At 69.6% G+C, this 18,664-nt stretch carries 21 protein-coding genes and 1 tRNA gene; 8 read left to right on the top strand and 14 right to left on the bottom strand.

Annotation, left to right across the window (positions count from 1 at the left end):
• Positions 1 to 506 precede the first annotated feature (506 nt).
• From ACZ43H_RS20060 to ACZ43H_RS20035, 6 genes are all read right to left on the bottom strand, one after another.
• Entirely contained in the window at positions 507 to 1,427 is a 921-nt protein-coding gene (locus tag ACZ43H_RS20060; protein ID WP_464585860.1) for a hypothetical protein, read from the bottom strand.
• 183 nt (positions 1,428 to 1,610) lie between these two features.
• Positions 1,611 to 2,627, bottom strand: coding sequence for a uracil-DNA glycosylase (gene ung, locus ACZ43H_RS20055; protein WP_464585859.1), 1,017 nt, complete (start codon positions 2,625 to 2,627; stop codon positions 1,611 to 1,613).
• A 363-nt stretch (positions 2,628 to 2,990) separates the two neighbouring features.
• A tRNA-Gln gene (locus ACZ43H_RS20050) sits at positions 2,991 to 3,062 on the bottom strand.
• A gap of 55 nt (positions 3,063 to 3,117) precedes the next feature.
• Entirely contained in the window at positions 3,118 to 3,723 is a 606-nt protein-coding gene (locus ACZ43H_RS20045; RefSeq protein ID WP_464585857.1) for a hypothetical protein, read from the bottom strand.
• 360 nt (positions 3,724 to 4,083) lie between these two features.
• Positions 4,084 to 5,154: an IS110 family RNA-guided transposase gene (locus ACZ43H_RS20040; protein WP_464583525.1), complete on the bottom strand. Its 1,071-nt coding sequence runs from the start codon at positions 5,152 to 5,154 to the stop codon at positions 4,084 to 4,086.
• A 1,105-nt stretch (positions 5,155 to 6,259) separates the two neighbouring features.
• Complete coding sequence (locus ACZ43H_RS20035; protein ID WP_464585855.1) at positions 6,260 to 6,712, bottom strand: DUF6326 family protein; 453 nt, start codon at positions 6,710 to 6,712, stop codon at positions 6,260 to 6,262.
• Positions 6,713 to 6,995: 283 nt separating this feature from the next.
• Between ACZ43H_RS20035 and ACZ43H_RS20030 the strand changes: the two genes are divergently transcribed.
• The 3 genes from ACZ43H_RS20030 (at position 6,996) to ACZ43H_RS20020 (ending at position 9,430) form a co-directional block, all read left to right on the top strand.
• Positions 6,996 to 7,154: a hypothetical protein gene (locus tag ACZ43H_RS20030; RefSeq protein WP_464585853.1), complete on the top strand. Its 159-nt coding sequence runs from the start codon at positions 6,996 to 6,998 to the stop codon at positions 7,152 to 7,154.
• Between the two features lie 74 nt (positions 7,155 to 7,228).
• Complete coding sequence (locus tag ACZ43H_RS20025; protein ID WP_464585851.1) at positions 7,229 to 8,308, top strand: serine hydrolase domain-containing protein; 1,080 nt, start codon at positions 7,229 to 7,231, stop codon at positions 8,306 to 8,308.
• 42 nt (positions 8,309 to 8,350) lie between these two features.
• Positions 8,351 to 9,430 carry a saccharopine dehydrogenase gene (locus ACZ43H_RS20020; RefSeq protein ID WP_464585849.1) on the top strand — a complete coding sequence of 360 codons (1,080 nt, stop codon included), beginning with the start codon at positions 8,351 to 8,353 and terminating at the stop codon, positions 9,428 to 9,430.
• Positions 9,431 to 9,446: 16 nt separating this feature from the next.
• Here ACZ43H_RS20020 and ACZ43H_RS20015 read toward each other — a convergent pair whose 3' ends face one another.
• Both ACZ43H_RS20015 and ACZ43H_RS20010 read right to left on the bottom strand, forming a co-directional pair.
• Complete coding sequence (locus ACZ43H_RS20015) at positions 9,447 to 10,346, bottom strand: NAD-dependent epimerase/dehydratase family protein (protein WP_464585847.1); 900 nt, start codon at positions 10,344 to 10,346, stop codon at positions 9,447 to 9,449.
• A gap of 84 nt (positions 10,347 to 10,430) precedes the next feature.
• Positions 10,431 to 10,622, bottom strand: a complete 192-nt coding sequence (locus ACZ43H_RS20010) for a hypothetical protein (protein WP_464585845.1) — start codon at positions 10,620 to 10,622, stop codon at positions 10,431 to 10,433.
• Between the two features lie 202 nt (positions 10,623 to 10,824).
• Between ACZ43H_RS20010 and ACZ43H_RS20005 the strand changes: the two genes are divergently transcribed.
• Positions 10,825 to 12,000 carry a fatty acid desaturase family protein gene (locus ACZ43H_RS20005; RefSeq protein WP_464585844.1) on the top strand — a complete coding sequence of 392 codons (1,176 nt, stop codon included), beginning with the start codon at positions 10,825 to 10,827 and terminating at the stop codon, positions 11,998 to 12,000.
• Between the two features lie 48 nt (positions 12,001 to 12,048).
• Here ACZ43H_RS20005 and ACZ43H_RS20000 read toward each other — a convergent pair whose 3' ends face one another.
• The 3 genes from ACZ43H_RS20000 to ACZ43H_RS19990 all read right to left on the bottom strand — a co-directional run bounded on the left by ACZ43H_RS20000 (position 12,049) and on the right by ACZ43H_RS19990 (position 13,235).
• Positions 12,049 to 12,627: a hypothetical protein gene (locus ACZ43H_RS20000; RefSeq protein ID WP_464585842.1), complete on the bottom strand. Its 579-nt coding sequence runs from the start codon at positions 12,625 to 12,627 to the stop codon at positions 12,049 to 12,051.
• Between the two features lie 8 nt (positions 12,628 to 12,635).
• Positions 12,636 to 12,869, bottom strand: a complete 234-nt coding sequence (locus ACZ43H_RS19995) for an NAD(+)--rifampin ADP-ribosyltransferase (protein ID WP_464585840.1) — start codon at positions 12,867 to 12,869, stop codon at positions 12,636 to 12,638.
• Positions 12,870 to 13,031: 162 nt separating this feature from the next.
• Complete coding sequence (locus ACZ43H_RS19990; protein ID WP_464585838.1) at positions 13,032 to 13,235, bottom strand: cold-shock protein; 204 nt, start codon at positions 13,233 to 13,235, stop codon at positions 13,032 to 13,034.
• A 297-nt stretch (positions 13,236 to 13,532) separates the two neighbouring features.
• Between ACZ43H_RS19990 and ACZ43H_RS19985 the strand changes: the two genes are divergently transcribed.
• On the top strand, positions 13,533 to 13,829 hold the full coding sequence (locus ACZ43H_RS19985; RefSeq protein ID WP_464585837.1) for a DUF4193 family protein: 297 nt from the start codon (positions 13,533 to 13,535) through the stop codon (positions 13,827 to 13,829).
• A gap of 18 nt (positions 13,830 to 13,847) precedes the next feature.
• On the top strand, positions 13,848 to 13,970 hold the full coding sequence (locus ACZ43H_RS19980) for a hypothetical protein (protein ID WP_464585836.1): 123 nt from the start codon (positions 13,848 to 13,850) through the stop codon (positions 13,968 to 13,970).
• On the opposite strand, the gene arr is transcribed toward ACZ43H_RS19980, so the two are convergent.
• Entirely contained in the window at positions 13,963 to 14,379 is a 417-nt protein-coding gene (arr, locus tag ACZ43H_RS19975; RefSeq protein ID WP_464585834.1) for an NAD(+)--rifampin ADP-ribosyltransferase, read from the bottom strand. The two genes, ACZ43H_RS19980 and arr, sit on opposite strands and share 8 nt — an antisense overlap.
• A gap of 122 nt (positions 14,380 to 14,501) precedes the next feature.
• On the opposite strand from arr, the gene ACZ43H_RS19970 reads away from it, so the two are divergent.
• Complete coding sequence (locus ACZ43H_RS19970; RefSeq protein WP_464585833.1) at positions 14,502 to 16,055, top strand: glycoside hydrolase domain-containing protein; 1,554 nt, start codon at positions 14,502 to 14,504, stop codon at positions 16,053 to 16,055.
• Between the two features lie 33 nt (positions 16,056 to 16,088).
• Here ACZ43H_RS19970 and ACZ43H_RS19965 read toward each other — a convergent pair whose 3' ends face one another.
• Positions 16,089 to 17,390 carry an alpha-hydroxy-acid oxidizing protein gene (locus ACZ43H_RS19965; RefSeq protein WP_464585831.1) on the bottom strand — a complete coding sequence of 434 codons (1,302 nt, stop codon included), beginning with the start codon at positions 17,388 to 17,390 and terminating at the stop codon, positions 16,089 to 16,091.
• Positions 17,391 to 17,463: 73 nt separating this feature from the next.
• On the opposite strand from ACZ43H_RS19965, the gene ACZ43H_RS19960 reads away from it, so the two are divergent.
• Positions 17,464 to 18,318, top strand: a complete 855-nt coding sequence (locus ACZ43H_RS19960) for a DUF427 domain-containing protein (RefSeq protein WP_464585830.1) — start codon at positions 17,464 to 17,466, stop codon at positions 18,316 to 18,318.
• On the opposite strand, the gene ACZ43H_RS19955 is transcribed toward ACZ43H_RS19960, so the two are convergent.
• Positions 18,319 to 18,651: a TfoX/Sxy family protein gene (locus tag ACZ43H_RS19955; RefSeq protein ID WP_464585828.1), complete on the bottom strand. Its 333-nt coding sequence runs from the start codon at positions 18,649 to 18,651 to the stop codon at positions 18,319 to 18,321.
• Positions 18,652 to 18,664 lie beyond the last annotated feature (13 nt).

Genomic DNA, 18,664 nt, shown 5'->3' with positions numbered 1-18,664 from the left:
CCACCAAGCATCGCCCCCGGGACGACGAACGGCACGGTGTCGGGAAGTTGGTAAGCGCACCAGGCGACGACGGCGCCGTAAAGGAGCAGCCCGGTCGCCCGGACTCGCAGGGCTCTGGCGACCGCGCTAGTGCGGGACGTAGGTGTCGTGCTGCCATGACGCACGACGTCCCTCATTGGCAGGTGGCACGACAGGCATCCTGACGATGCCACCGCCACCTCGCCCCTACACAGTGGACAAGCCAAGACTTGCGTCACCGAGAGCCTCATGTCCGTCGTATCAGGCGGCACCCGGACGTGCCTGCCCAAACCAACCTCGGTGACCAAGCACCCACACTTGAGGATCGAAGACGGGGACGGGGATCCGTGACGCGGCGTGACCAGGAATGGCAAGGACGTCACCACCCAGTTCAGACCTGCGCCACTTCGCCGCTTGACCGACGCCGCGAGTTGTTCGCGCTCAACTATGCCGCGTCTCAACGCACGCGCTACCCAGAAACCTGAGCGTCAGACACCAGTGCACAGGAACGCAGGTTCGCCGAGAACTGGCCAGGATTCCACGACATCTCGTCCCGTCGTGCCACCAGGCGTGGTGTCGAACAGCTGGATGCCGAAGCGGTACGGCTCTTCTAGGTCGACGGTAACGGGGACACTCATGCCCGGCGTCAGTGGCGGTGAGACGTAGACCTGCGCGTCGTCGGCGGTGAAGGTGATCGAACCTGACGAGCCGTCGCCGGAGATGTCGGCGACGCCGAGGACGGCCTCAAATGCCTTGCAGTGCCGCCCGGGCGTGAATCGGCTCTCCCAAGTTCCAGTGTGGGAGTAGGTGAACGGGCCCCAGCCGCTGTAGGCCTGTCCTGCGATCGTGGTGGTTCCAAAGCCGGCTGCGTAAGGCTCAGCCTCGTAGTACGGGGCGTACTCGTTGAGGGGGATCCAGCGCCAGACCGTGATGTTGACCGCCCCCGAGGTCACGAGTTTGACGACGTTCCGATACGCGACGGCCACGCGGTATCGCTCCGTGTTCTGATCGGTGGCGACGGTCTTGAACGGGATCTTGCTCCGGCCGTTGACCTTCACCGTCTTCACGGTCTGCCATGACGCCGTGCTGGAGTACAGCGGCACGGACCACTTCTGGATCGTCGCTCGGGTGGCCATCCTGGGCGACTTGACCGTGGCCGTCAGGGTCAGCCGATCTCCCTCTTCCACCTGTTTCGCAGAAGGGGTCAGCACGGGCTTGGCGATAGTCGTGGCAGCCGCTCGCGACAATACGGATGCGGCTGGCGTCGAGGCACCAGCTGACGCGCTCATCAGCGCCAGCGGCGACGCCAGACTAAGCAGCAACCCGGCGACCAACCAGACACGTACAAGCTTCATCGCCTTCACCTCACCGCCCAAGACCACCTGGTTGCCGGCCCGAGTATCGGTCACCCAGCGCCTCAGCGTGGGCTTTCCGTGTAGACGACCAGCTATTGATGCCGCCGCGGCCGTGTAACGAACCGCGACCACAGACCAAGGGGCGGCGCCCCACGCCCGCGTCATTACGCCGCAGGTGCCCGCTCTGGTTCAGTAGCTTGAGCTCCCTTGCCAGCGCAGGGTCGTCTCAGAATCGGCTCACGCAATCGCCGCGAAGCGGCCCCAGTCGATCCGATCCGCTTCGGCAAGGAACGTGTCTGCCCGCGAGAAAGCCCTCGACGCGAATAGCGGGTCCTTGGCGTTGACCCTGGCCTGCGGGTGCGCCGCTGAAATGACCTTGTGCACCGACTCGTCGATCAGCTTCCGCTTCTTGATCGCGGGCCCTCCCCACAGCATGAAGACGACGGGCCCCGACCGTCGGCCGCTGACGACCTTGATGACTTCGTCCGTGAACCTCTCCCAGTTCCGGCCGTGATGCGAGCCCGCTGCGCCTCGGCGAACCGTCAGCGTCGTGTTCAGAAGCAGCACACCTTGCTCCGCCCAGCCTTCCAGGTTGCCGTGCCGCGGGGCTTCGATCCCGAGGTCGCGCTCGAGCGCCTTGTGGATCTTGGCGACGGAGGGTGGCTTCCTGACGCCGCGCGGCACCGAGAACGCGAGACCCTGGGCCTGGCCAGGGCCGTGGTATGGGTCTTGTCCGAGGATGACGACCTTGACCTGGTCGAAGGGGGTCTTCTCGAACGCCGCGAACGTCTGAGACGGCGGCGGGTACACGTCACCGGCCATCCGCTCTTGGGCCACGAACTCCAGCAGGTCCACCCAATAGTCCTTCTCGAACTCCGCTCCCAACTGCTGCGCCCAGTCCGCGGGCAGCCAGTCGTCGCGGTCACTCTCCGGCAGCTCGGCACCGACCATCTCCGGCCAGTCGGGGACGGAGCCGGTCTCGTAGACGCCACCGCTTGTGGGGACGATGAGGAGGCCGTCGCCCGCTATGATCTGACCAGGATGGGCCGGGTCGCGGTAGTCGACGACCCAGAGTCCTTGGAGCGGGTTTGGGATGGCCGAGACAGCAACGTCGGGCCGGCCCTGCTCGCGAAGATAGGCGTTCGCTTTCGCGAGCGCGTCTGCCCGCTCAAGCATCTGACGAGCCGGCAACCCGGCCTGCCGCTCGTGAAGAGCCGCCATCAGATCCGAATCGGGATCACGCTGCTCTTCCACGCTTCGCCTCTTTTCCGTCCGGCCCAGTGCGTGGGCGTGATTGCGCATCGGAGACTACGCGGGCATCACGTTCGTGCCCACGAGCCGACGCGAAGCCGTCAACGTCAACGGTGCGGTGCGGTGCGGTGCTGTGCGGTGCGGCATGGTGCAGCACCATCTAGTGGTCGCGCACGGGCCAGGTCCGTAGATGCCGCGATCCAATTGTGGTGAAGGTGCGTCAAACCGCCGCCCGTCGGTCGCGTCCGAAAGCACACCGTCACCGCGTCGATGAGGGGGTGTCTCGGCCGGGGTGACTCCACGCTTTAGAACGGCGGCCGCGCGGCGGAGCCCGTGGTTCCTGCCGGGTCCCAGGCCGGGCTGTCGCTCCCCCGCCAGGATTCGAACCTGGACCACTAGATCCAAAGTCAGGCGTGCTGCCAATTACACTACGGGGGATCGCGGGGCTCCGAACGACCCCCATGGTGGCGCTGTTTCGGCGCCAGGGATGCGGTCAGTCGTGGTCGACGTCCCACTGCTTGGCGACGACCCGGCCGTCGCGGTAGGTCACGGTGGCCCAGGCCCAAAACGCCATCATGTCGTAGTTACAGGTGGTCCGAGCGGCGTACTTCCAGCAGGCCTTTCCGTCGAGGCCCAGCATGTTGCGGACCCGGGCGCGTGTCATGCCTCGGCGGATCCGGCGGAACTCCGCACGCGAGATCGTCGTCGCCGGCGTCTTCTGGGCGACCCGCACGGTATGGGTGCGGGTGAGGCGCTCGCCCCGGCACCAAGCCGTGGTTTTGGAGCGGTAGGCCCCAACCCGGACGCGGGGGAAGTACATGCCGGGCAGCGCGCCGGTCCATCGGTACGTGTGCGACTTGCCGGTCTTCACGCTGGTCAGGGTCCACTTCACGCGGGGGTCGACGGTGTACCGGGTGCAGCTGACGAGCGGGTTCAGCACACCGCCCTTCTGCCCCGTCGGCGCATCCACGGCTGCAGGCGCTGGGATTCTGGGGCTCACGCCGCCCTGTGCGTTCGCGGTTTCAGTGACCAGGAACGTCGTAGCGAAAACGACCGCCACGCAGGCGGCCAGGCCGCGCGCCCAGTTTGTGGTGTGCATGTGTGATTCCCCCGTTTGTGGCGGCATGGGGCGCTCGCCATTGACAAGCTTCTGGTGCCGCCGCCGCGACTCTGATTGACCTTCGACCGAGATTCCGCGTCGGCATGCGCGGAATCCTCCAATGATGAATCAAGAGTGCCGACGGCGGGCGAGATCCGGCCGGAGGGCTTGTGTGAATTCCACCTCCACCGCATCCTCTGTCAGCCGTCGTGTTCCGGCGGCACGGAGGAGTCGTTCATCCATCTGCCCGACGCAAGACGCGCTCACTGCCACCCGGGACTCAGCCGTCTCGGGTCCATAGGCCAGGGGACCGGGCGGGACTCGCCCGGCGAGGCCCGCATTCGATGACCTGCGACGCTCCTATGCTTCGTCAAGCATTAGCGGCCCACTTTCAAGCAGGCGGTAGAGGTCTCGGGCGACGTAGCGAGCGAGGCAGCGTTTGATCTCGCGGCTGGTCTTTCCCTCGGCGGTGCGACGGGCGACGTAGTCGCGAGTGGATTGCTGGTACTGGATCCTGATCTGGACCACGGTGTGCAATGCCGTGTTGAGGCTCCGGTCGCCGTAACGGTTGAGCCGATACCGGGTCGTGACCTGACCACTGTTGGCCGGTATCGGTGCCACGCCGGCGAGCATCGCGAACGCCGCTTCCGAGTGGATGCGGCCGGGGTGGGACCACGCGCACAACACCGTCGCGGCGACGATCGGTCCGACGCCGAACTCCTCGAGGAGGTCTGGGCGCCAGCTGCGGATGATGGTCAGGATCGCCTTCTGCAGCTCGCGTGCCTCCTTCAACATCGCGTGCGCCCGGCGAGCCAGGGTGCGCAGCGCGACGACGGTGCTGGTCGTCTCGACATCCCACGACGACTGGACCCGCAGCTTGGCGGCGGTGTTGAGCATCGCAGCGAGCTTCTGACCACGAAACCGGACCCTGATCGGTTCGGGAGCCGCGATCACCAGGCTGAAGACCTGCTGCTGGGCCTCGGTGGAGGCATTGATCGCCGAGCGGCGAGCAGCCAAGAGCACCGAGAGTGCTTGGCGTTCGCCTCCGCTGCGGGGAGTTCCCAACCGCGGTCGAGCCATCGCTTCACGAGCGGCGCGGATCGCATCGAGGGGATCGGACTTCGCACCGTGGCGGCGCGCTGCCCGCTTGGGGCGGTCCAGCTCGATGACGATCTCCGAGGACTCCAGCAGGTGACGGCTCAACCCAGCGCCGTGGCCGCCGGTTCCCTCGATCGCCCAGGCCCGCAAGGTCGCGTGGTTGTTGGCGAACTCCACAAGTTCGGCATAGCCCTGGGCTGTCGCCTCGACGGTGATCTCGTCGAGGACACCACCGGTCGCGGTGTCGACCACGGCCGCGGAGTGGGTATGGACGTGGGTGTCCACGCCGATGACGACATCGACCACCTCACGTAGTTCGGTCAGACTGGTCATGCGTTCTCTCCTTCGCCGGACGGGACGTGGTTCCGGTCCGGAACGGAGGCTCGGCAGGACTGTGATGAGACACGCCTGGCGGGGCTAACGCCTGGTGGTCAAGCTCCTGATCAGGCCAGCTCCTCCAACCGGGCCGGGGCCGGCGACCACGAGCGGACAAGTCGCACCAAGGCACGAAGCCAGTCATTCCGGGGGTCACACCCGCAGTCACCCAGCCCACAGCCCAGCACCATCAGGCTGCGTACGCGATCCTCACAGTCTTTCCGCCGCGACAGCGGCCGGCGACTTACCGGAGCTTCAGGAAGTCAGCCGCGTGCGGCTATGGCCTCACAGAGCATTCGCACGGCTTTCGGCTCGACTTCATGGACCTTGAGCAGGCTGTTGTCGAGGTCAGCGGGCAGATCACCAAGCTTTCGGAGGCCGGCGTCGAGCAGAACTCCGGTTGCCGGGCGCCCAACCAGGACGCCATCGAAGTCCGGACCACCGTTCCCGATGGGTCATCTGCAGTCAGCGGCTTACAAGGAGCCCAGCTCTCGATCTGCTCGAGCCAGCCACGCGAGGGCACGGACGCTTTCCCAACTCCCAGCTTTGAGCCCCGAGGCCGACGACCGGGCCGAGGCGAGCATCCTGGCGCCGTCGGGCAGGTCCTTGGTTTCAATCGCCAGTGCCGACAACACCTCAACGCTCTCCCAGGTTCCCGCCTTCAAGCCGTTGACGGCTTCCAGCGCTCGAACGAGCGGCGGCCGGTCGTCTTGTCTACCCATGGACCTGACTATCGCAGAGCACGGCCACCCGATGTGGCGTGCGCGAGGCCGCGTCACCTCGCCGCGAGCCGGACGGTCCGGAGGTCGATCGCCGGGAGAAGCGTGCCCTCGCAGGCTCCCAGCTGTAACTCACCCGGACGGGCGCGGAGACCGTCCCCGCCCGGATTCAGACCAAGCAGGTACCGGCCGTGGAAAGGGCCCTCGAGGAGTGCGGCGTCCCGGCCGAAATCGCCGGGATGGGCTTCCCCGGCGCTCCACTGCCGCGATGAGCCCCGCTCGAGCTTCAGATCGCGATGATCACCACGCATGCACCATCGCCCCCGTGATCGCCGCAGGCCCGCCTACGCCGCCGTGCGGTGCCAGGTCCAGGCGCAGCGGATGATGAAGGCGAGGAGGATCACTTCGACCACGGCGCCGAGCCCATAGAAGAGCATCCAGGACTCGCCGGCCACGTTGAACGCCGAGACGGGGACGTAGAGCGATGCCACGACGAGGTTGAGCATGCGGTTCGCACGGGCGGGCAGTGCCATGGAGAGCAGGATCATGAGACTCGGGATCCCCACGAGCATCAGCGAGATGACGACGAAGGTCTGGCTGATGTCGAACTCGAAGACGACGCCCGCCAGGATGTCGTCGATGGCTCCGGGCTTGTACAGGTGGAGGTAGTCCACGTAGATGTAGAAGAACATGAAGCTGGTCCAGGCCGCGGCGAGCTTCGCCCTGACCGGCGCGGGCGGATCGTGCAGGGCCGTCGTGGTCGTGGTCGTTGTCGTGGTCCTGGTTGCAGTGCTCACGATCTCTTCTTTCTCATCGGGTGGTCATTGCCACGATGACCGAATGTCTGGTCGGTGCCATCGGTCTGTCGGCTCGTTCCCCCTGGCCTCTGGTACGAGGGTTTCTCGTCCTTCTGGCCGATCTGCGACCGGCACGCCCTTCGCTGACGATGTCGGGTGACACGCTGAGCCGCCCCATTCCGCCGCCCATCGCCGGCCTGACCAACTTGGGCCTAGCGCCCCCGCCGTAAGACGGGTACCAAGGAGGGAGCGGGTCACCTCACCCGCGAGAAGGAGGTTCGAGATGACCGGCCACATGTCGCAGCACGGCGACGAGTACGTCTGGACCTACGACGACGACCGGGGCTCCGCGGTCATGGCGTTCCTGGCAGCGCTGCTGATAGACGCGGCGATCATCGGGCTGTTCATGTTCATCACCTGGCTCACGTACGCCACGAACTGAGCAGTCCCGGCGTCGACGCAGCTGCCGAACCGTCGGGGGCGTGGCCTCCACAGCGAGACATGGAGGTGCCCCCGGTGCGCGTCCACGGACACGCTGACGATCGGTTCGCGAACGTGGTGTCGGTGATGGCCGACGTGCTGGCCGCCCAGCCGGGCACCGGCGCGTCGTTCGCGATCTGGCACGACGGCCGCTGGGTGGTCGACCTGTGGGGTGGGTACGCCGACGCGGCGCACACCCGGGACTGGTCACCCGACACGCTGGTCATGCCCTACTCGGTGACGAAGCCCTTCGCGGCCGTGGCCGTGCTGTCCCTGGTGCAACGCGGCCGGATCGACCTGGATGCCCCGATGCAGCGGTACTGGCCCGAGCTGGCCGCCCCGGCGACAGTGCGGGACGTGCTGACCCACCGCGCCGGCCTGGTCGCGCTCGACGAGGACGCTCCCGAGGAGGCGTTCTACGACTGGGACCTGATGTGCTCCCTGCTGGCCCGGCAGCAGCCCTCGTGGCCGCCGGGGACGGCGCACGGCGAGTCGGCCCTGTTCTACGGCCACCTGCTCGGTGAGCTGGTGCGCCGAGTCGACGGCCGCCCGCTCGGTGTGTTCCTCCGTCACGACGTGTGCGGCCCGCTCGGGCTGGACTTCCATGTCGGGCTCGACGACACCGAGCTGGGCCGGGTCGCGGACCTGACCGGTTTCGGGGCGGACTTCGCCGCGGCACAGCAGGCCGGCAACGACCTCTACCGCCGCGGCGTCACCAACCCGCCGGGGGCCCGTGACCCGCACGTGGCCAACAGCGAGCGCTGGCGCCGGGCCGAGGTGCCCGCGGTGAACGGTCACGGCACTGCCCGGGCGGTCGCGGGCCTGTACGTCGCGTTGGCGGAGGGCCGGCTGCTCGATGCGGACCTGCGCAGCGAGCTGGGTCGCGGTCACGGGATGGAGCGCGACCTGATGATGGGCGATGAGCGCGAGTGGGGCCTGGGTGTCGTCGTCGACTCCGACGGCTATGGGATGGGCGGCCTCGGCGGAAGCTTCGGCTGGTGGAGCGAGGTGGGTGGGTACGCGGTCGCGTTCATGACCGGCCACATCGGCGGCTACGACCGCGGCGACCGGCTCGAGGGCGCGCTGCGCGAGGCCCTCGGCCTGCCGCCGCTCTAGGTCTACGCGTCCGCCCCGGGCGCACAGTGCGATCCTTGCGGCATGCAGCCCGTCCATGTGTGGATCCGGTCCGAGTCGCGCGGCACGGAGCGGCGCGCGCCCGTCGTACCCGCCGACATCCCGATGCTCCTGGACGCCGGGCTCGAGGTGAGCGTCGAGGAGTCGCCGCAACGCATCTTCCCCATCGAGGAGTACGACGCAGCCGGGGCGACCGTCGTGGCCGAGGGCACCTGGCCCGAGGCTCCCCGCGACGCCTACGTCCTCGGGGTCAAGGAGCTCCCCGACGAGCCGGCGTCGCTGTTCCACCGGCACATCTACTTCGCGCACGCATTCAAGGGCCAGGAGGACGCCCGGCCCACCCTCGAGCGGTTCCGCCGCGGCGGAGGTCGGCTGCTCGACATCGAGTACCTCGTCGACAAGGACGGCAAGCGGGTGGTCGCCTTCGGCTACTGGGCCGGCTACGTGGGCGCCGCGCTCGGCGTGCTGCACCTGGCCGGCAGGCTGGCCGCGCCGCTCACCCCGATGGCCAAGCACGAGCTCGACGCCGAGCTGGAGGCCGCCGGGCGGGCGGGGGTCGACCAGCTGCTGGCGCTGGTCACCGGGGCGCACGGGCGATCCGGTCGCGGCGCCCAGGGCGCGCTGATCGCCGCCGGTGTGCCGACCACCCGGTGGGATCGCCAGGAGACGCAGGACCTGCACAAGCAGGCGCTGCTCGGACACGACCTGCTGGTGAACTGCGTGGTCACACACACCCCGACGACTCCGTTCGTGGAGCAGTCGGACCTTGGCCACGAGCGCCGGCTGCGGGTGCTCGCGGACGTGACCTGCGACGTCACCGGACCCACCAACATGCTCCCGGTGAACACCGAGGTCACCACCTGGCAGCAGCCGGTCCGGCGACTGCACGACGGCGCCCCGGAGACCGGCGGCGTGCCGCTGGAGGTGATCGCCATCGACAACCTGCCCTCGCTCCTCCCGCGCGAGGCCAGCGAGGGGTTCAGCGCCGACCTGACCCCGCACCTGCTCGGGCTGGCGGAGGAGGGCGGGTCGGCACCGTGGCGGGCGGCCGGCCACGCCTTCGACCGGGCGATGGCGGAGCTCGACGCACCCGCGGGCCCCTGACCGGGCTGGTGGGACCTCAGCCCGCCCCGGGGTCGTCCAGCACGTCGCGCCAGGAGTGGCGCGGGGCGAACCCGACGAGCTCGCGCGCCTTGCCGATGGCATAGAAGGTCTCGTCACGGCCCATGTCCCGGCGCACCTCGACCCCGTCGTAGAAGCGGTCCCGGATCTCCTCGGTCGTCGCGGCCACGGACATGTCGGCGTTGGCGACGTTGAAGACCTCGTAGCCGAGACCGTCGACCTCCAGGCAGCGTTGCACCATCTGGCCCAGGTCGCGGACGTCGATGTAGGCGAACAGGTTGCGGCGTCGGAGCGCCGGGTCGGCGAGGAAGGCGGGGAAGCTCTCGGCGTACTCGTGCGGCTCGATGACGTTGTTGATCCGCAACCCGTAGACGTCGGCGCCGGTGCGGGCCTGGAACGAGCGCGCGGTCACCTCGTTGGCCACCTTCGACATCGCGTAGGAGTCCTCGGGGACCGTCGGGTGCTCCTCGTCGACGGGCACGTAGAGCGGCTTCCGCTCGCCCTGGGCGAAGCAGACCCCGTAGGTCGTCTCGGACGAGGCGAAGACGATCTTCCGCACGCCCAGCCGCGTCGCCGCCTCGAGCACGTTGTAGGTGCTGAGGACGTTGGTCGCATAGGTCGCTGCGTCCGACGTGAGGAGGATCCTCGGCACCGCGGCGAAGTGGACCACGGCGTCGTACGTCGGCTTCGCGGGCAGGTCCAGCTCGTCGAAGGTCGCCAGCCCGGCGAGCGCCGAGTACGTCTCGCCGGCATCGGTGAGGTCGACCCGGAGGTCGGCAACCGCCGGGTGCCCCAGCGGGACGAGGTCGGCGTTGGTGACGTGGTGGCCCTGGTCGGCGAGGTACGGCGCGACGTGCTTGCCCGCCTTGCCGCTGCCGCCGGTGAAGAAGATGCGCATGTCCCTTCTTACCCCCTGTGGCGCAGCCCAGACCCGTGACCGGGTGCCCGCCACGGCGACATCCTCGCGGTCCTACTCGGAGCTCTAGGCGAAGTGGTTGCCGATCGCCCTGAGCGGCTCGTCGTCGAGGATCCGCTCGATCGAGGACAGGAGATCGGTGGCGCCGTCCCCGAAGGTCCGCGCCACGTCGTCAGGATGGCTGCTCGGGTAGGACAGACGGCGCGGGTTCCCCCAGATGTACGTGACGACGGCCCGGCTCAGTCGACCATCAACCATCTCGCCATGTTCCCAGAGCGCTGGTCGCATGGGTGAGGTCCTCTCCTCGCGGCCGCCCCGTGGACGGCCTCTCACCAGTGCCACGAACAGGTCCACCGCGATCCGACAGCCGGGACGGGAACGCGCATGTCTCGGCCCGGAGGCGGTACGAGTAGACATGGAGCTGATGAGAAGCGCCGCAGCCGGGCCTGACGGGACCTGAGTGACTGCCGTACAGAAGAAGCGTCCCAACCCCGTCGCGCACCTGTCGACCGAAGACATCGAGCTGATCTCGACCGAGCTCGACACGATCCGGCAGCAGGTCATCGACGACCGGGGTGCGGGCGACGCGCGCTACATCCGGCGGGTCATCGGCGCCCAGCGCACGCTCGAGCTGGGCAGCCGGGTGGTGCTCCTGTTCTCCCGCTCCCGGCCTGCCTGGCTGCTGGGCACTGCCGGGCTGGCGCTGGCCAAGATCCTGGACAACATGGAGATCGGTCACAACGTCCTGCACGGCCAGTGGGACTGGATGCGCGATCCGAAGATCCACTCCTCGACCTGGGAGTGGGACCACGCCACCCCGGCCGCGGAGTGGAAGCGCTCCCACAACGAGATGCACCACGTCTTCACGAACATCCTCGGCAAGGACAACGACCTGGGCTACGGCATCCTCCGCGTCGACGAGGACCAGCCCTGGCAGCGCCGGCACCTGGCCCAGCCGCTGTGGAACCTCGTCAACGCCTGCATCTTCGAGTACGGCATCGCGATGTACGACCTCGACCTGGGCGAGACCCTGCGGCAGAGGCGCGGCTTCACTCCCGAGCTCCGCACCCGCGTGGGCGGCACCCTGCGCAAGGTGCGCCGGCAGGCGATGAAGGACTACCTCGTCCACCCCGTGCTGTCGGGGCCGGCGTTCCGGTCCACGCTGGCCGCCAACCTCACCGCGAACCTGGTCCGGAACGTGTGGAGCCACTCGGTGATCATGTGCGGACACTTCCCCGAGGGCGTCGAGACCTTCGAACGCGACGAGCTCGACCCCGACGAGACCCGCGGCGAGTGGTACCTGCGCCAGATGCTGGGCTCGGCCAACATCTCGGGACCGCCGCTGATGCACCTGTTGAGCGGGAACCTCTCCCACCAGATCGAGCACCACCTGTTCCCGGACCTGCCGTCCAACAGGTACGGGCAGATCGCGCCGCGGGTGCGTGACCTCTTCGAGCGCTTCGGGCTGCGCTACCACTCCGCCCCGCTGCCGCAGCAGGTCGCGAGCGCCTGGCACAAGGTGCTGCGGCTCTCGCTCCCCAACGACTGGCTGGCCCGGACGACGTGGCGCAACGCTCCTGGGCGGATGGCCGGGCTCCTGCGTGCCGGCGCGAGCCCGCTCGACGCCGTGACCTGACGAGCCGCTGCCCCGACGGCTCGAATCCATCCTGTTCCCGAAGTCGGGTCAGCGGGTCGAGACCCACCGGCCGAATCGGTGGTGCCTCGGCGCGACGTCGAGGGCGTAGCTGCTGCTGAGATCCGAGGACTCGAGGTTGACCCGGATCCTCTTCGGCTTGGCGCCGTGCGACTTCAGGCAGCGCAGCGGCACGACGTAGTTCTGACCAGGTCGGTTGGTGTCGGGGTAGCGCACCTTCAGTCCCCGGCAGCGCTTCTCGGTCGGGCCGCCCGCCCAGCCCTTCGTCCACGTGTCGATGCGCCCCAGGTACGCGCGGTCGGCGATGTCGTAGCTCCAGCTGATCATGAACTCCGGGCCGCGGTTGCTCTTGACCGTGTCCAGCTGCCAGAACATGCCGCCGGCCCACTCGCTTCCAGGGGCACCGCGCCAGGCGAGGTGCACGGTCCGCCGCTTGGCGGTCACCGTGACCTTGCCGATGTCCCCCTCGCCGGGGGTGCCCGAGTAGCCCGGCTTGGAGTCCCCGCTCGGGTCGACGTGGCGCCAGGTACCCGCGAATGCGATCGAGCCGCTCAGCAGGAGCGCGACTGTCAGTGCCGTGGTCAGCGCCGCCCTCAGCATCGGTTGCATTGCCCTGCTCATCGCCATCGTCGGGTCTCGTTTCCTCGCTGAACGGTGGCCTGTTGGAGCGCCGTTCGGCGAGCGTAAGCGACGCGCGGCGCGGCTGTTGGTCCTTCGGACGAAACGTGCGGGTCGTTCTCGAAGGCCCCGGTCGGCTCGACGGCGTACACGCGCGGAGCACCCTCGCCCGCCGTGAGCTCCGCGGCCAGCCCGGCACCGTCGGGCACCGCGGTGAAGCAGACGTGATTCATCACGACCTCTGGCCGGTCGTTCGACCGGAAGCCGGCGGTGAGGAGGTCCCCACCCGCAGGTCGGCCGTCGTGCCGTGGAAGAACGGCCCCTCGTCCAGAAGAAGCAGGTCAACCCCGAAGAGCCCCGACCACGGACGCGGGTCGGGGCTCTTCGTGGTGAGATCAGGAGACGCGGACGTTCTCGGCCTGAGGCCCCTTGGGGCCTTGGGCGAGGTCGAACTCGACCTTCTGGTTCTCATCGAGCGACTTGTAGCCACCGGACTGAATGGCGGAGTAGTGGACGAACACGTCCTCGCCGCCGCCATCCTGCGCGATGAAGCCGAAACCCTTGTCGGCGTTGAACCACTTGACAGTTCCCTGAGCCATGATCTTTTTCCCTTGTTCACATGTCGGGGGCGTCGTGCCCTCGAGCCGCTGAAGACATCCACCTGAGCTGATGTCCAGCGAACCGAAAACCAGGGGTATGAGATACGAGCCGCGACATCGTGTGCGGCCAGGACGCGTGTACAGCCATCCCTTCAACAGAAACCACGGTACGGCATCGGTCGTGTGTTCAGGATTTCGGCGGGGCGCGCGGACAACGCCGTTCCCGCGAGGTCGGCATTGCAGGCCGCGACGACGTCCGGGGCTAGCATTCGCGCTCCGCCCCGAGAGGAGCTCCACATGGCCACCGACTACGACGCATCGCGCAAGACCGAAGAAGAACAGAAGGAAGAGAGCCTGGAGGCCCGCCGCCTCACCTCGGGCGAGCAGGACAAGACCTCCGGCAAGGTCGACGAGGACGAGACCGAGCTGGCCGAGTCGTATGAGCTTCCCGGCGCGGACCTCTCCCACGAGACCCTCTCCATCGAGGTCACTCCGAAGCAGACCGACGAGTTCACCTGCTCAGCCTGTTTCCTCGTCCAGCACGAATCTCGACGGTCCTCGCCGGCCGCCGACCTGTGTGCCGACTGCGCCTGACGATCGACGGCTCCGCTGATGCGGCTCTCCCTCCCCAACGACTGGCTGGGCCGGACGACGTGGCGCAACGCTCCCGGACGGATGGCCGGGCTCCTGCGTGCCGGCACGAGCCCGCTCGAGACCGCAGCGCCGGTCAGTTGATGATCTCTCCGCGCTCGTCCGCGAGGATCGCTGCCAGCCGGTCGCGCCAGGCCTGGAGCGCCTCGGGGGTCAGGCGGGTCCAGTCGGCCACCTCGCCGACGACCCTGAGCGGCTTCCGGCTGCGGTAGGACCGGGTGGGGTTGCCGGGGAACTTCTTGTCGGTCACGTTCGGGTCGTTCTCGAACGCTCCGGTCGGCTCGACGGCGTACACGCGCGGAGCGCCCTCGCCGGCCGCGAGCTCCGCGGCCAGCCCGGCGCCGTCGGGCAGCGCGGTGAAGTAGACGTGGTTCATCACGACGTCCGGTCGGTAGTTCGACCGGAAGCCGGCGGTGAGGAGGTCCCCCACCCGCAGGTCGGCCTTCGTGCCGTGGAAGAACGGCCCCTCGTCCAGCACGTCGCTCACCGCCACAGCCTAGGTGAGCACGGAGGTCGCCGGGAGGGACTCGAGGGGCCGGAGGGCCCTGTCAGCCCCTCGCGCGCGGTGCTGCACTGGTGCGGGAGATCAGTCGCGCGGGTGAGGGGAAGCCAGAGATGGGAGAGCTGCGGCGACGATGCGCGGCACTGGTGGCCGCCGGCGCGCTGGTGCTGCTCGCCGCCATGTCGTCGCCGTCCGCGACGGCCGCGGAGGGCGAACCCGGCACCTTCACCGGCGAGGGCTTCGACGCGTGCAGCGCGCCCAGCTCGTCGACCATGGACGCGTGGCTGGCCTCGCCGTACCGCGCGATCGGCGTCTACGTGGGCGGGGTCAACCGGGCCTGCGCACAGCCCGAGCTCACCGCTGCGTGGGTGGCCCACCAGCGGGCGGCGGGCTGGCACCTGCTGCCTGTCCACCTCGGGCTGCAGGCGCCCTGCACGACGTCGAACAAGAAGTACCTCATCGACCCGGCCCAGGCGCGCTCGCAGGGCCGGGCCGAGGCGAGCTCGGCGGTGGCCGCGGCCGAGGACCTCGGCCTGCCCACCGGCAGCACGCTGTTCTTCGACATGGAGGCCTACCGGACCGGGGACGCAGAGTGCACCACAGCGGTGCTGCGGTTCCTGGGCGCCTGGACCACCCGGCTGCACGACCTCGGCTACATCTCCGGCGTCTACTCCAGCCTCGGCTCGGGGGTCGCCGACCTGGTGCAGGACTACACGTCGACCGCCCGGCCGCACCCGGACCACCTCTGGTTCGCCCGGTACGACGGGGACGCCGGCACCGACAACGACACGATCCCGGACAGCTACTGGTCCCCGCACCGGAGGCTGCACCAGTACCGGGGCGGGCACGACGAGACCTACGGCGGCGTGCGGATCAACATCGACAACGACTTCGTCGACGTCCGACCGCTGCCCGGACCGAGGTTCGGCGACTTCACCGGCAACGGCTGGGGCGACCTCCTCGCGCGTGACCGGACCACCGGCACGCTCTTCCTCCACCCCGGCAACGGCGCCGGCCTGGAGGGCCCGACCAGCCTCGGCACCGGCAGGTTCGGCTCCGCCACCCGGTACGGCGACTTCGACCGCGACGGGCACGAGGACGTGATCGCCCGGGACGGGTCCACCGGCGTCCTGTGGCTGTACCCCGGCACCGGAGCGGGCCTGGGCCAGCGGGTCCGGCTCGGGACCGGGTGGGACGCGATGCGCGAGATCACTGCCGTCGGCGACCTCGACGGCGACGGCTACCCCGACCTGCTGGCGGTGTCCAAGGCCTCCGGCTACCTGTTCTTCTATCCCGGACGCGGCAACGGTCTGGGTCCCCGGACCCGGCTCGGTGGGGGATGGAACGCGATGAGCGAGCTGACCGGCATCGGTGACCTCACCGGGGACGGCCACCGCGACCTGCTGGCGCGTGCCACCGCCACCGGCACCCTCTACCTCTACCCCGGCACGGGAGTCGGGTTCGGACCGCGGACCAGCCTCGGCACCGGCTGGTCCGGTCGCCGCAGCCTGGTCGGGGTGGGCAACTTCGACCGCCGGGGCGCTCCCGACCTGATGGCCGTCGACGCGGCCACGGGTGCCCTCTACCTCTACCCCGGCCGGACAGGTGGCTTCCTGCCTCGCGTCCGGCTCGGCGGCAGCTGGTCCGACCGAGGGCCGCTGCTCTGACGCGACCCAGCGGCGCAGGGCAGGCGACGGGTCTCAGGCCAGCAGGTCGCGGGTGACCTCGTCGAGGCTGCGCGCACCGGCCAGCGCCATGGTCAGGTCGAGCTCGGCCCACACGTGCTCCATCACGGCGCGTACGCCGTCGGCCCCGGCCAGCGCGAGGCCGTAGACCCAGGGCCGGCCGACCAGCACCGCGCTCGCCCCGAGGGCCACCGCCTTGAAGGCGTCGGCGCCGCTGCGTACCCCGCTGTCGAAGAGCACCGGCACCCGGCCGTCCACCTCCTCCACGATGCCGGGCAGCGCGTCGAGGGAGGCGATCGCGCCGTCCACCTGGCGCCCGCCGTGGTTGGAGACCACGATCCCGTCGACCCCGTGCTCGAGGGCGAGCGCCGCGTCGCGGGGGTCCTGCAGCCCCTTGAGCACGATCGGCAGCGAGGTGCGCTCGCGCAGCCGGGCGAGGTCCGCCCAAGTGAGCGAGGACCGGGAGAAGACGTCGAGGAAGGTCTCCACCGCGGCGCGGGGCAGCGGCGAGCGCAGGTTGCCGAGCAGGTCGCCCGGGTAGTGCCGCGCCATCGAGACCAGCGCCCGCACCGCCGCCAGCGTCGGACGGGGGGTGGGCTCGGTCGAGGGGGTCTGCGCCCGCTCCTCGACCAGCCGCCGGAACGCCGGGTCGCTGGTGTACTGCGCGATGCCCTCGGCCCGGGCGAACGGCAGGTAGGCCAGGTCGAGGTCGCGCGTGCGCCAGCCGAGGACGTGCGTGTCGAGGGTGACCACGATGGCGTCGCTGCCGATCGCCTCGGCGCGGGCGACGAAGGAGTCCACCACGTCGTCGTCCCGGCTCCAGTAGAGCTGGTACCACCGCGGCGCGTCGCCCAGCGCGGCCGCGGTCTCCTCCATCGGCACCGAGCCCTGCGTGGAGATGACCATCGGCAGGCCCAGCGTCCGGGCCGCCTCGGCGACCGCGCGCTCGGCCTGCGGGTGCGCCATCTCCAGCACCCCGATGGGCGCGAGCAGCAGCGGCGCCGGCAGCCGGCGCCCGAACAGCTCGACGGAGGTGTCGCGCTCCTCCACGTCGACGAGCATCCGCGGCACGATCCGGTGCCGGTCGAACGCCTCGAGGTTGGCCCGGGCGGTGCGCTGCTGGCCGGCGCTGCCCGCGACGTACGACCACGCCTGCGGGCTCATCCGGCGCTCCGCCGCCGCCTCCAGCGCCGCGGGCTCGACGGGTACGACGGGCCGGTGGCCGAACACGCCGGCGCGGTAGATCCGGCCCTGCACCTCCCGGCCCATGCTCACCACGGAGGCCACGGCCCGGTCCCTCTTCGTCTGCCCGTCCACGACCAGCAGTCTCCTACACGGATGCTCCGAACGGGTCTGGCGTCGCTGAGCGTCGGGGCGCAGACTCGCGGGTATGGCCGTGCGGATGCGGGACCTCGTCATGGGGGCACTGCCGCAGCTGCGGGTGCACCCGGTGCACAAGTGGGTGCGGGCCACGGTGGGGGATGCCGTCGTCGTCGACTCGCAGGCGCCCCGACTGGTGTGGGAGCCGCGGCGGGTCGTCCCGTCGTACGCCGTGCCCCGCGAGGACGTGCTGGCCGACCTCCTCCCCCACACCCCGGCGACGGGCCCCGACGGGCAGGAGCGGCCGGTGCCGTCGGGCACTGGTGGACCACCGGTGCTCGACCCGCGCACGCCGTTCACCGCGCACTCGACGCCGGGGACCGCGCTCACCGTGCGCACCCCGCACGCCGAGCTCCCGGGCGCGGCGTTCGCCCCCGACGACCCGGACCTGGCGGGGTACGTCGTCCTCGACTGGAAGGCGTTCACCCTCTGGTTCGAGGAGGACGAGCCGGTGATGGGGCACCCCCACGACCCGTTCGACCGCATCGACTGCCTGCGCAGCGTCCGGCACGTGCGGATCGGCGTCGACGGCGTCGTCCTGGCCGACACCCGTCGGGCGACGCTGCTCTTCGAGACGCCGCTGCCGGTGCGCTACTACCTGCCCCGCGAGGACGTTGCGATGGAGCTGCTGGAACCGAGCAACCTGCGCACCGTGTGCGCCTACAAGGGCCGGGCGTCGTACTGGTCGGCGCGGGCCGGGGAACAGGTGCTCCGCGACATCGCGTGGACCTACGAGCGCCCGCTGCACGACGCCGTGCCCGTCCAGGGGATGGTCGCCTTCTTCACCGAGCGACTCGACGTCGTGCTCGACGGCGTCGCGGTCCCCCGCCCGGTGACCCCGTGGTCGGACCTGCCGCCCGGCTAGTCACTTCGCGGGCAGGGACCGGGCGAAGGCCACGCCCCGGTCGACCCAGCGGCGCAGGGCGGCGTCGCCGTCCAGCCCGGCGAGGTCGACCCGCAGCCAGCCGTCCATCGCGCGCCCCCGCATCACCACCAGGTGCACCGACTTGTCGGCGACCAGCGACGGCCCGTCCGCCGGGTCTACCCGCACCATCAACCCGCCCTGGCCGCTGGCCGAGACCGCCAGGTTCCCGGCGACGAGGAAGCCGAGGCCTCCGAACATGCGTTTCTCGGTCACTCCCGGCTCGTCCTGCAGGACCACCCGGATCCGGTCGGCGAGGTCCTCGTCGTAGGCCATGAGGGCAGTATCC

It is taken from the genome of Nocardioides sp. DN36, from assembly GCF_055380375.1.
Note: the sequence above shows the minus strand (reverse complement) of the source record. Positions and strands in the feature narration are given on the sequence as shown.